We start from the raw sequence: 12,287 nt of genomic DNA, 5'->3' as shown, positions 1-12,287 counted from the left end.
ACTCTCCGTGTCCGGTTCAGGCCGGGATACCGGCAGAAACCGCTTCGGTAAAGCCGCAGAGCCCGGGTCACAAGCGCGAAATCCGCCCGCGTCGCTATGGCGCGGCGGCCACAAGCGGAACCATCGGTTCAGAAACTGCTTTTCAAACGGGTTCGGCAGGGGTACGCCCTGCGCCAGGCGCAGCCCGCGCGACAGCTAAAGCGACAGGACTTTCCATGCGCTCAGTCATTTTTGACCTCGACGGTACGCTGGCGGATACGGCAGCGGATCTGCTCGCTGCGGCCAATCACGCCTTTGAGAAGGCCGGGCATGGCCGTCCGCTGACCGCAAAAGATGCGCCCGTTGCGGGATTCGGCAGCCGGGCCATGCTGCGTCGCGGGTCTGAGATCATGAACCTCGGTTGGGGGGAGAGTGATCTCGATCGCTGGCAGCCGGTGCTGCTGGGGGCCTATGAGGCCGATATCTGCCGCGAAACCCGCTTCTTCCCGGAGGCGGTTGAAACCATCGAAGCGCTGAAGCGCGATGGCTGGCGGGTTGGCATTTGCACCAACAAACCCGTTGATCTGGCAGAGAAACTTCTGCGCGCGCTTGGCACTCTGGATCTGTTCGACGCTCTGGTCGGCGCGGGCAGCCTGCCTGTGCGCAAGCCCGACCCCGCGCCTTTGTGGCATGCGATTGAGCTTGCCGGCGGGCGTCGCGAGCGTTCGGTGCTGGTGGGCGACACCATTACCGATCGCAAGACCGCTGAGAATGCCGGGGTCCCGGTGATCCTTGTCACCCTCGGGCCGGAGGGGGATCTGGTGCGCGGGATGAACCCCGACGGCGTCGTCTCAGCCTACCCTGACCTGCCTGCCCTTCTGTCGCAGCTTTGTCCCGCGGCCTGAGCAGATGAAGACCCCCATCGCCCCCGCCTTCGGTTTCGTGCTGATCACGGTTCTGATCGATATGATCGGCTTTGGGATTATTATCCCTGTCCTGCCCGCGCTGGTGGAAGAGGTGGGCCGCCTTGGCCTTGAGGATGCCGCGGTGATCGCGGGGTGGATGTATTTCGTCTATTCCATGGCGCAGTTTCTCTTCGCGCCGATCATGGGCAATCTGTCGGATCGCTACGGCCGCCGCCCCATGCTGCTGCTGGCGATTTTCGGTCTGGGGATGGATTATCTGCTCTCTGCAGTTGCGCCGACGCTGTTCTGGCTCTTTGTCGGGCGGCTTCTGGCGGGGATCTGCGGGTCAAGCTGGGTTATTGCCAATGCCTATATTGCTGATGTGACCACGCCCGCGAACCGCGCGAAGGCCTATGGCCTGATGGGCGCGGCATTCGGCACGGGTTTTGTGATCGGCCCGGCCATCGGCGGGCTGCTCGGCGAACTCGGCCCCAGGGTGCCCTTCTGGGTCGCCGCGGCGATTTCTTTTGCCAACTGCGCCTATGGCTGGTTTGTGCTGCCCGAAACCCTGCCCAAACGCAAACGCCGCCGCTTTGAGTGGAAGCGGGCCAATCCCTTCGGTGCCTTCCGCGTCTTCACCACCTATCCCGGCGTGATCCCGATCTGTGCGGTGCTGGTGACCTTTTATTTCGGCTCTGCCGTTTACCCGGCCATCTGGCCCTTCTGGGGCATGGCGAAATTCGGCTGGACTGAGGCCACGATCGGTCTGACGCTGGCGATCTTCGGTCTGATCCTTGCGGGCTTCCAGGGCGGTCTGACCGGCATTTCCGTGCGCCGCCTGGGAGAGCATCGGGTGGCGATGATCGGGCTGATCTGCGGGATCGTCGCGGCAGCCTGCTATGGCATCACCGGCACGATGTGGGGTGTGGTGCTGCTGATGTTCGTCCACGGGCCGGAGGGCTTTGTGCAGCCCATGCTGATGGCGCGGATGACGCGGATGGTGCCGGATAACGCCCAAGGGGAGTTGCAGGGCGGCATCGCCGCGCTGACCAATCTGGCGATGCTGGCAGGCACGGTGACTTTCACGCAGATGTTCAGCTATTTCATGTCTCCGGCGGCCCCGATCCGCACGCCGGATGCCGGATTTTTCCTCTCCTCCGCCGTGCTGGCGCTGGCGCTGGTGATCTATCTGGTCGCCGTCAAAGACCCGGGCCGCGAGCGGCGTTAATCGCAGGCGCTGCGGCCCGCCACTTCATAGGTGGTTTTCCCGACCCCTTTGGGCGGCACAGCCCGCAGCGCCACCTGCATCCGGCACTCCTGGCTTTCCACCTGCCACAGATCGGCGCCGTCTTTATTGGTGCCAATGTTTTCGATCCCGCGCAGCGGCATCTGGCGGTGCTGATCGGCAATCGCGGCGTCAGCCAGGATCACGGCGATCTTTTCGGCGCTGTCATACCAGCCCGAGAGGGCAGCAGCCGCGGGCGAGGCGCTGAGCCCTGCCGCCAAAGTCAGACCCCAAAACGCCTTCATGCCATCCTCCTCAGGATTTGCGGTTGTCCGCCTCTTTGCGCCACTGGCCTGAGGCTTCAGACCAGAATTCCGCCTCTGCCCCCGCGCCGGTCAGCGCACGCCACTGGCTGCGCGCGACCTGCAGGGCCAGCTCATCATTGCCGTCAAAGACGATCCAGACGCGTTCCAGTTCCGCAATCTCGCCGGGCGTGACCTCCGCCCCCTCCAGCGCGATGAGGGCCTGAGCGCCATTGGGCCGCTCCGCCCCCAGCGTCAGCAGCACGGGCTGCGCCGCATCATGCGGCCCGCCCGCGACGCCATGAGGCAGAAATCCATCCGCAGGATCGCGCCAGAGCGCCTCATCCAGACGGTCGAGGGCGCCGATATCGCGCCCCCGGATCACCACGCGCCAGCCCTGGGCCAGCGCGCGGGTGGTGTTGATGCGCACCAGCTCTTCCACGGGGGTGTGTGAGAGCCGGAAAAACAGCGCATAGCCCAAGGCTCAGCCCTCACGGGCGGCGATCAGCCGGTTGATCGCGCGAACGCCCCAGCCCGTCGCGCCCTTGCCCGAGTAATCGGTGCCGGTCTTGGTCAGCGTGGTACCGGCGATATCGAGGTGGATCCAGGGCATCTCCGGCTCAATGAAGCGCTGCAGGAAGCAGGCTGCAAGGCCTGCGCCGCCGTAGCGCGAGCCGGTGGAGTTGCGGATATCCGCCAGATCGGACTTCAGCGTGGCGTCAAGCTTTTCATCCAGCGGCAGACGCCATGCCGGCTCCTGCTCGGCCTTTGCGGCCGCCATGAACTCATCACAGAAGGCATCGTTGTTGGAGAAGACGCCGGTGTTGTCCATGCCAAGCGCCACCATGACCGCCCCGGTCAGGGTCGCCAGATCAATGATGGCCGAGGGCTTAAACCGCTGCTGGGTGTACCAGAGCACATCGGCCAGCACGAGGCGGCCTTCAGCGTCGGTATTGGTCACCTCAATTGTGGTGCCCTTCATCGAGGTGACAATGTCACCCGGACGCTGCGCACGACCCGAGGGCATGTTTTCGACAAGCCCCACAATGCCCACGACATGCGAGGGAGATTTACGCAAAGCCAGCGCCCGCATCACGCCCGAGACGACGGCCGCGCCGCCCATATCCATGGTCATCTCTTCCATGCCCGCGCCGGGCTTCAGAGAAATGCCGCCCGAATCAAAGCAGACGCCCTTGCCGACCAGCGCCAGCGGTGCACCTTCGCCCTTGCCCTTCCAGGTCATAATCACGACCTTAGAGGGGCTTTCAGAACCCATGCCCACCGCCAGCAGCGTGTGCATGCCAAGGGCGCGCAGCTCCTCCTCTTCCAGGATCTCGACCTCAAGGCCCAGCTCCTGCATCGCGGCCAGACGGGCGGCGAAATCATTGGTGGTCAGGATATTGGCAGGCTCGGACACCAGGTCGCGGGTGAAGAAGACCCCTTCAGTCACCGCAGCAAAGGGCGCCGCCTGGGCCGCCACTGCCTCAGGCTCGGTGACGAGCACGCGCACCGCGCCCGCCTCTGCGGCCTCCGTCGATTTGCGCTCGGTGAATTTATAGGCCCGCAGCGCCAGCCCGAAAGAGACCTCTGCCGCGCGCTGCACCCCGACCGCGATCACGGTCGTCGGGCGCTGATCCAGCGCGGCCCCGATGGTCGCACCGGCCCGGCGCGCGGTGGCGACATCGGCCTTTGGCTCAAGCTTCACCAGCTGCAGCACATCGCAGGCCAGCCCGGCCGGAAAGCGGATCTCCAGCGCCTCGCCGCCTTTGAGTTTTGCATAGGCCTCAGAGCTGACAGCGCGCTCAAGCTGGCCCTTCATCAGGCGGGCAAGCTTTTTCGCAGCCGTGCCTTTGATTTCCGTGCCGCAAAGCAGGACGAGACGCCCGGTAACACCGGCAAGGGTCTCAGGGTCAAAGGCATCAAACTGAATGGCAACTGGTGTGGTCATATCACGCTCCGGATCGGTTCGGGGCGGAGCCTAACGCCGCGCCCAAAGCTTGACCAGAGCCTGCGGGACGCCCCCCCTGCGACCCCTTGCCGATGCGGTGATTCAGATGGAAAAACCGGTTTCCCCCGAGGGGGTTCCGGTCTAGAAAAGCGAGACCTATGCCCTTCACCAGGATGCCTGCTTTGTCCCGATTCGACAGATATCTGCTGTCACAGTTTCTGATGCTGTTCGGGTTCTTCGCGCTGATCCTGGTGGCGGTCTATTGGGTCAACCGTGCGGTGTCGCTTTTTGACCGGCTGATCGGAGACGGGCAGTCTGCGCTGGTCTTTCTGGAAATGACCGTGCTGACGCTGCCCAATGTGATCCGTATGGTTCTGCCGGTCGCAGCCTTTGCGGCCTCGGCCTATGTCACGAACCGCCTCAGCCGCGAGTCGGAGCTGGTGGTGATGCAGGCCACCGGGTTTTCCTCCTTCCGTCTGGCGCGTCCGGTGCTTTATTTCGGGCTGATCGTGGCGATGATCATGATGGTCCTTGTCAATGTCCTGGTGCCCGCCAGCCGGCAGGCCCTGAGCGAGCGTCAGGCAGCGATCACCGAGAACGTCACCTCGCGTATGCTGCGGCCCGGGGTGTTTCAGTTCCCGGTTGAGGGGATCACCCTCTACATCCGCGACATCACCGAGACCGGGGAATTGCGCGACATTTATCTCGCCGATGCCCGCAACCCTGAGGCGCGGACCTCCTACACCTCAAAGCGCGGCTATCTGTCGAAAAATGTCTCCGGGCCGAAGCTGGTTCTGGTCGATGGCATGGCGCAGACGCTGAGCCACCAGGGGATGCGCCTTGCGGTGACACATTTCGCCGATTTCACCTATGATCTCGACAGCCTCTTCGGGCCGGGCGGCGGCGCGCGGCGCGATGACGGCACCCTCTCTACCTGGGAACTTCTGACCGCCGATCAGGCCCTTGCGAGTGAGACCGGTCGCAGCCTCTCGCTGCTGATCTGGGAAGGTCATAACCGTCTGGCGCAGCCCTTCCTTGCGACGGCGGCTGCACTCATCGGTTTTTCGGCCCTGCTGATCGGGGCCTTCTCGCGCTTTGGCCTCTGGCGGCAGCTTCTGGGCGGCTCTGTCGGCCTGGTCCTGGTGCAGATGATCGCCAATGGTGCGGAATCCATCGGCATCCGTGATGCGCGCCTCTGGCCGCTGGTCTGGGCTGCGCCGCTGACGGGTCTTGCACTCTCTGCTGTTCTGCTCTGGTGGTCGCAGCGCGAGACACGCCCGCGGAGGGCCGCGGCATGACGCTGAGCCTTTATCTGCTTCGGCGGTTTTTCCTGTCCTTTTTGCTGGTGACCGCGGTCTTTGCGGGCATCCTGCTGCTGATCGATATGGTTGAGCAGATCCGCAAGCTCGCCGATACGGAAGCTGCGGGCATCTGGTCTGCGGCAGAGGTCGCAGCGCTGAATCTGTCGGGCGGGCTTTACCGCATTCTGCCGCTGGTGGCGCTCTTTGGCGCGATCTCGATGTTTCTGAGCCTTGCACGCAGTTCTGAACTGGTGGTCATCCGTGCCGCAGGCCGCTCTGCCCTTCGGGCTGTGGCGGCACCGGTTTTCGGGGCTCTGGTGCTGGGGGTGATCTGCGTCACCCTTTTTAACCCGATGGTGGCCTCCACGGCGCGGGTGGCAGATGAGCTGATCACCCGGCTCTCGGGCGGCAATCCTTCGGTGCTTTCGGTAAGCCGCGAAGGGCTCTGGCTGCGCCAGGGCAATGCGGAGGGTCAGATCGTGATCCGCGCCGACCGCGCCAACCATGACGGCACGCATCTTTACGGCGTTTCTTTCCTGGCCTTCGATATCGAGGGGCTGCCCGTCAGCCGCATTGAAGCCCGTGAGGCAGAACTGCGCCGCGGCTCCTGGCTGCTGCGCGATCTGAAAGAATGGCATTTCAGCGAGGCCAATCCTGAAAAAAACGCCCGCATTCGCGCTGAGGCAGAGCTTGCCACCGACCTGGACGCGGCCAAAATCCGCGAGAGCTTCAGCACCCCAGATGCGATTGCCATCTGGGACCTGCCCGGTTTCATCGAGGGCCTGGAGCGGGCCGGATTTTCGGCGCGCAAGCATCAGGTCTGGCTGCAGCGCGAACTGGCTTTGCCCCTGACGCTTGCGGCCATGGTCCTGATTGCTGCGGGCTTTACCATGCACCACACCCGGGGCGGGCGCACCGGGGTGCGGGTCCTGCTGGCGGTTCTGGCGGGCTTTGCACTGTTCTTTTTGCGCAACTTCGCGCAGGTTTTGGGTGAGAATGGCCAGATCCCCGTTGATCTTGCCGCCTGGGCACCGCCCACTGTGGCTGTTCTCGCAGCACTTGGTTTACTGTTGCACCTGGAGGATGGCTGATGCGGCCGGCTTTGCGCAGACTTATCCTTTCGAGCGCGCTGGTTGCAGCGACCGCCTTTGCCGCCGTGGCTCAGGACAGCGCGCCTGCAACGCTTGTCGCCGACCAGGTCAGCCTGAACGGCACCAGCCAGCTTGTGGCGCGCGGCGGCGTTGAGGTGATCCATGAGGGCGCCGTGCTGCGGGCCTCAGAGGTGCGCTACGACCGCGCCACCGGCGGTCTTGAAATCCAGGGGCCGATCACTCTGACCGAGCCGGGCGGCACCGTGGTTCTGGCCAACGCGGCTGAGCTTTCAGCCGATCTGCGCAACGGCCTTTTGCAATCGGCCCGCGTGGTGATGGACCGTCAGCTGCAGCTGGCCGCCAGTGAAATGCAGCGCGTGGAAGGCCGCCACACGGTTCTCAGCCGCGCCGTTGCCTCCTCCTGTCAGATCTGCGCCGATGATCCGACGCCGCTTTGGGAAATCCGCGCCCAGCGGATCATTCACGACGAGCTTGAGCGGCAGATCTATTTCGACAATGCCCAGCTGCGCATGTTCGGCGTGCCGGTGGCCTGGCTGCCGCACTTCCGCATGCCGGACCCCACGCTCGACCGCGCCCGCGGCGTGCTGGCGCCCCGGCTGATCTCAACCTCGCGGCTCGGGTTCGGCCTTGAGGTGCCCTACTTCATCCCGCTCGGCCCCTCACGGGATCTGACGCTGCTGCCGCTTCTGGCCACGAAAGACGTCCAGTCGATGGGCCTGCGCTACCGGCAGGCGTTCAACACCGGAAACATCGAAATCAGCGGTGCGCTGAGCCGGGACCAGTCGATGTCTCAGGGCCGCGGCTGGCTGGGTGTGACCGGCAGTTTCGCGCTGCCGCGCGGCTTTGGCCTTTATTTCACCAGTCGTATGGTCACCGATGACGCCTATCTGCGTGACTATGACCTCTCTGAGGATGACCGCCTCGATTCGCTGGTGCAGGTCAATCGGATCCGCCGGGATGAGCTGATCGAAGCGCGGCTGCGCCACAGCCATTCGATCCGCGACGGCGAAAGCAATTCCCGCCTGCCCCAGCTGATCGCGGATCTTGAGTGGATGCGCCGCTTTGATGCGCCGGGCATTGGTGGCAGGCTGACATTCGGTATCAATATCCATGGCCACCGCCGCAGTTCCGACGAAGATATCTTCGGCCTCGATATGTCCCAGGCGCGGTTTACGGCGCTCTGGCGGCGCGACTGGCTGCTCGGGCGCGGCATTCTCGCGGCGGCAGAGATTGGCACCGCAGTCGACCTGAACCGCATCGGACAGGACAGCCGCTACAACAGCCGCGTCTATACCTCGACGCCGATGCTGCGCACGGAACTGCGCTGGCCCTGGGCCCGAATGGGCGCGACCGGCATCTCGGATGTGATCGAGCCGGTGGTGGAATTTGTCTGGTCGCGGCAGAACAATGCCGATCAAATTCCCAATTCCGACAGTGGCCTGGTCGAATTTGATGAGGGCAATCTGTTCGGCTTCAGCCGCTTTCCGGGCTATGACCGCCGCGAGGGCGGACGGCGCATCAATGCCGGCCTCTCCTGGACCCGGATTTACCCCGGCGGCACCAGCCTGATCGCCAGCGCAGGCCGGGTGTTCCGCTTCAGCGATTACAATCAGTTCTCGCCCGTCAGCGGGTTGAACGGCAGGCGGTCGAGCTGGGTCAGTGCGCTCCATCTGCAGACCGCGGGCGGCATGCGCTTTCAGGGCCGCGCGACCTTTGACGACAGCTTTGATCTCTCGCGCGGAGAACTGCGCATGGGGATCAGCCGTGAGCGCTATGGCCTCGATGCTGCCTGGATCTGGGCGGATGCCGATCCGTCTGAGAACCGCCCTGTCGACACCTCTGAGTGGTCGGTTGATGGCCGCGTCAAGCTGGCCTCAAACTGGACTGCCATGGCGTCAGGCCGCTATGACTTTGGCGTCAATGAGCCGACCCGCGCGGGTCTGGGCCTTGAATATCTGAATGAATGCCTGAAAGTTCAGATGGCGCTGACCCGGAAATTCTCGGGCACCGCCGCGATCCGCCCTTCGACGAACTTCAGCCTCTCGATGGATCTTCTGGGCTTTGGCGGACGGCCCTCGGGATCGGCGGCTGCGCGCAGCTGCAGCTTCTAGGGGCTGGTATTTGCAGCGCGTATGACGCACATAAGTGACAGAACAGACGGAACGGGACAGATCCTGATGCGCCAGACCTTCACCGCAGCGACCGCCCTTTTGGCCCTGGCCCTTGTCAGCGCACCGCTGCAACCGGCTGCTGCGCAGTCCTCGCCCTTTGCCCCCCGCCTGCTGGTCGATGATAAGGTTATTACCTATTACGAATTTGATCAGCGCATGCGCTTCATGCGTCTGCTGAACGCCCCCGGCGATCCGGCCCAGGAGGCGGAGAAATCGCTGATTGAAGACCGCCTGCGTCTGATCGCAGCGGACCGCATGAAGCTGCGCATTCCGGCAAAGCAGATCGATGAGGGCATGGCGGAATTTGCCGCCCGTTTTGAGCTTCCGGTTGAGCAGTTCGTCGCCATTCTGGGGGCGAACGGAGTGGCCCGCGAAACCTTCCGCGACTTTGTGCATGCCGGCATGGCCTGGCGTGAAGTTGTCGGCGCAAAATTCGGCCCCTCGGCCATGGCCTCGATCTATGAATCCGATGTCGATCTGGCGCTCTCGACGCTGGCGCTGCGCGGCACCACGCGGGTGCTTTTGTCCGAAATCATCCTACCCGCCGACAAACGCGTCAAAGCGCAGGAACTTTCCGCCGGGTTGAAGGGCGAAGCCGCTTTCGCCGCCGCCGCACGCAGCCAGTCACTGGGTGAGACCGCTCAGGACGGCGGGCGCACCGACTGGCGCGATGTCGGCACCATGCCGCAGCAGGTGCTCGGCGCGCTGAACGGGCTGCAGCCGGGACAGGTCTCGCCGCCGGTGCGTCTCTCGGACGGGCGCTATGGGATTTATCTGCTGCGCAATATTGAGCAGAAAGACAGCGTGACCCCGGCGGCGACCGGCGTGGATTACGCCATTCTTCGCCTGCCCGGTGCCGGAACTCCGGCAACTGAGGCCACGCTGGCCAGTCTGCAGGCGCGCGTGATGACCTGCACCGATCTCAACGCTTTCGGCGGTGAGCTGACCCGTCAGACGGTGGCGAAATCCGCGCTGCCGCGCGATGTGGCGGGCCGCCTTGCCGGTCTCGATGAAAATGAGATGAGCTTTTATAAGCAGGGCAATATTCAGGTCGTGCTGATGCATTGCTCGAGCCGGGTGAAAAGCGCAGGCGAGCCTGATCGCAACACCGTGCGCACCCGTCTGGCAGAGCGCCGTATTGGTGGCCAGGCCGATCTTTATCTGCAGGAACTGCGCTCCAACGCGCATATCCGTCGTCCCTGAGCCATGGCTGCCCCCCTTGCCCCGATCGCGCTGACCTGCGGTGAACCCGCAGGCATCGGCACCGAACTTGCCATCCGCGCCCGCGCGCTTCTGGGGGCGGAACTGCCTTTCGCCTGGATCGGCGATCCGCGCCATCTGCCGCCCGGCACCCGCTGGCAGGCGCTCGACAGCATGGCAGAGGCGCATGATGTGCCGCCCCATACTCTGCCGGTGCTGCCCCATGAATTTCTGGGCGATGCGGTCGCCGGACAGCCCGATCCGCGCAATGCTGCGGGCGTGATTTCGGTAATCGAGCGGGCGGTGCGGCTGGCCGAAAGCGGCGCCGCCTCTGCGGTCTGCACCTTACCGATCCACAAAAAGGCACTGAAAGACGGTGCGGGTTTTGCCTATCCCGGCCATACCGAATTTCTGGCAGCCCTTGGCGGCGATGCCGATGTGGTGATGTGCCTGGCCTCTGATACTTTGAAGGTGGTGCCCGCCACGATCCATATCGCGCTCTCTGAGGTGCCGCAGGCGCTGACGCCGGAGCTGCTGGAGACAACGATCCGCATCACCCATGCGGCGATGATCCGTGATTTCGGCATTGCCTCGCCGCGGATTGCGGTGGCCGGACTGAACCCCCATGCGGGGGAAGGTGGCGCCATGGGCAGGGAGGAGCTGTCCTGGATGAACGCCCTGATTGCGCGGCTTCGGGCGGAGGGGCTGGAGCTCAAGGGCCCGCTGCCTGCGGATACGATGTTTCATGCCCGCGCGCGGGCGGGTTATGATGTGGCGGTCTGCGCCTATCACGATCAGGCGCTGATCCCCATCAAGACCCTGGCCTTTGATGAGGGCGTCAATGTGACGCTGGGCCTTCCCTTCATCCGCACCTCACCGGACCATGGGACGGCGTTTGACATTGCCGGTAAAGGCATTGCAGAACCAGGCTCCCTGATCGCGGCGCTGCGCATGGCCTGGAAGATGGCCGGTGCCGCCCGGCGGGGCTGAGGAAAGGATATCCGATGGCGGCTCTCGATGGCCTGCCCCCGCTGCGCGAGGTGATTGCCACGCATGAGTTGGTGGCGAAGAAACAACTGGGGCAGAACTTCCTGCTCGATCTGAACCTGACGTCAAAAATCGCCCGCGCGGCCGGCGATCTGACCGGCTGCGACGTGCTGGAGGTGGGCCCCGGCCCCGGTGGTCTGACCCGCGGTCTGCTGGCTGAAGGCGCGCGCAAAGTGCTGGCCGTGGAGAAAGACCCGCGCTGTATCCCGGCGCTGGAAGAGATCGCTGCGCATTACCCGGGCCGGCTGGAGTTCATCCTTGGCGATGCGCTTGAGGTCAATGTACTGGAGCATCTTGAGGCACCGGTGCGGATCTGCGCCAACCTGCCTTATAACGTCGGCACTGAGCTTCTGGTGCGCTGGCTGACACCGAAGGTCTGGCCTGCCTTCTGGCAGAGCCTGACGCTGATGTTCCAGCGCGAGGTCGCCGAGCGGATTGTCGCAAAGCCCGGCTCGAACCACTACGGGCGGCTGGCGATTCTGGCACAGTGGCGCACCGATGCCCGCATCGTGCTGTCGCTGCCGCCGGAGGCCTTTTCGCCGCCCCCCAAGGTGCATTCGGCTGTGGTCCATCTGACCGCCCTGCCCGAGCCGCGCTTCCCGGCCGATCCGAAAGTTCTGGAACGGGTGACGGCTGTGGCCTTTAACCAGCGCCGCAAGATGCTGCGCTCTGCGCTGAAGAGCCTTGGGCCGGATATTGAAGACCGGCTGCGCGCGGCCGGGATAGAGCCGACCAGACGCGCCGAAGAAATCCCGCTTGAGGGCTTTTGTGCCCTCGCCCGTGAGATGGCAAAGTAAAAGAAACCCCCGCTGCGGCGGGGTTTTTCTTTCGGCGTGGTCACGACCTGGGTGTCTTTCAGGGGCGGCACTGCGCGCCGCGGCCTCCGGCGGGAGTATTTTGAACAAGCCAAAGCCCCGAAGGGGGGGAGGCGCGGGGGGGGGGGGTATTAGCAACTGTGTTTATCGGGTTAGATGAGGCAGGGTCAGTTCTCCGCAGAAAATCACACCATAATCCTCGCGGCAACGGTCATGTTTTGGTTATGAGATGCTGTAACGGGACCTGCGTCGATACTCCCCGTTGGCGCTGTACGATCGAGG

Annotated in this window: 11 protein-coding genes; 8 read left to right on the top strand and 3 right to left on the bottom strand. The window is 64.1% G+C overall.

Annotation, left to right across the window (positions count from 1 at the left end):
• Window positions 1–215 precede the first annotated feature (215 nt).
• Together EP867_RS05465 and EP867_RS05460 are read left to right on the top strand one after the other, a co-directional pair.
• Window positions 216–884: an HAD-IA family hydrolase gene (locus EP867_RS05465; protein WP_128487199.1), complete on the top strand. Its 669-nt coding sequence runs from the start codon at window positions 216–218 to the stop codon at window positions 882–884.
• A gap of 4 nt (window positions 885–888) precedes the next feature.
• Window positions 889–2,112 carry a TCR/Tet family MFS transporter gene (locus tag EP867_RS05460; protein ID WP_128487198.1) on the top strand — a complete coding sequence of 408 codons (1,224 nt, stop codon included), beginning with the start codon at window positions 889–891 and terminating at the stop codon, window positions 2,110–2,112.
• Here EP867_RS05460 and EP867_RS05455 read toward each other — a convergent pair.
• From EP867_RS05455 to EP867_RS05445, 3 genes are read right to left on the bottom strand one after another with little or no spacing between them, the layout of a single operon-like run.
• A complete protein-coding gene (locus EP867_RS05455) occupies window positions 2,109–2,414 on the bottom strand; it encodes a hypothetical protein (RefSeq protein WP_128487197.1) in 306 nt (101 codons plus the stop codon). The two genes, EP867_RS05460 and EP867_RS05455, sit on opposite strands and share 4 nt — an antisense overlap.
• Window positions 2,415–2,424: 10 nt before the next feature.
• Window positions 2,425–2,880: a DNA polymerase III subunit chi gene (locus EP867_RS05450; protein WP_164888778.1), complete on the bottom strand. Its 456-nt coding sequence runs from the start codon at window positions 2,878–2,880 to the stop codon at window positions 2,425–2,427.
• 15 nt (window positions 2,881–2,895) lie between these two features.
• Complete coding sequence (locus tag EP867_RS05445; RefSeq protein ID WP_128487195.1) at window positions 2,896–4,359, bottom strand: leucyl aminopeptidase; 1,464 nt, start codon at window positions 4,357–4,359, stop codon at window positions 2,896–2,898.
• A gap of 182 nt (window positions 4,360–4,541) precedes the next feature.
• Here EP867_RS05445 and lptF point away from each other — a divergent pair, with 182 nt between their 5' ends.
• The 6 genes from lptF to rsmA all read left to right on the top strand — a co-directional run bounded on the left by lptF (window position 4,542) and on the right by rsmA (window position 11,987).
• A complete protein-coding gene (gene lptF / locus EP867_RS05440) occupies window positions 4,542–5,657 on the top strand; it encodes an LPS export ABC transporter permease LptF (RefSeq protein WP_128487194.1) in 1,116 nt (371 codons plus the stop codon).
• Complete coding sequence (gene lptG, locus EP867_RS05435) at window positions 5,654–6,751, top strand: LPS export ABC transporter permease LptG (RefSeq protein ID WP_128487193.1); 1,098 nt, start codon at window positions 5,654–5,656, stop codon at window positions 6,749–6,751. Before lptF ends, lptG begins: the two co-directional genes overlap by 4 nt.
• Before the next feature lie 11 nt (window positions 6,752–6,762).
• On the top strand, window positions 6,763–8,883 hold the full coding sequence (locus EP867_RS05430; protein WP_164888773.1) for an LPS-assembly protein LptD: 2,121 nt from the start codon (window positions 6,763–6,765) through the stop codon (window positions 8,881–8,883).
• 66 nt (window positions 8,884–8,949) lie between these two features.
• The gene (locus EP867_RS05425) at window positions 8,950–10,146 is read left to right on the top strand and encodes a peptidylprolyl isomerase (protein ID WP_164888772.1); all 1,197 of its coding nucleotides are present in this window, start codon (window positions 8,950–8,952) and stop codon (window positions 10,144–10,146) included.
• Window positions 10,147–10,149: 3 nt separating this feature from the next.
• A complete protein-coding gene (pdxA, locus tag EP867_RS05420; RefSeq protein WP_128487190.1) occupies window positions 10,150–11,133 on the top strand; it encodes a 4-hydroxythreonine-4-phosphate dehydrogenase PdxA in 984 nt (327 codons plus the stop codon).
• A 14-nt stretch (window positions 11,134–11,147) separates the two neighbouring features.
• The gene (rsmA, locus tag EP867_RS05415; RefSeq protein WP_128487189.1) at window positions 11,148–11,987 is read left to right on the top strand and encodes a 16S rRNA (adenine(1518)-N(6)/adenine(1519)-N(6))-dimethyltransferase RsmA; all 840 of its coding nucleotides are present in this window, start codon (window positions 11,148–11,150) and stop codon (window positions 11,985–11,987) included.
• The last annotated feature ends 300 nt before the right edge of the window (window positions 11,988–12,287 follow it).

The organism is Falsigemmobacter intermedius (assembly GCF_004054105.1).
GTDB lineage: Bacteria > Pseudomonadota > Alphaproteobacteria > Rhodobacterales > Rhodobacteraceae > Wagnerdoeblera > Wagnerdoeblera intermedia.
This window is presented reverse-complemented; position numbering and strand designations above follow the sequence as displayed.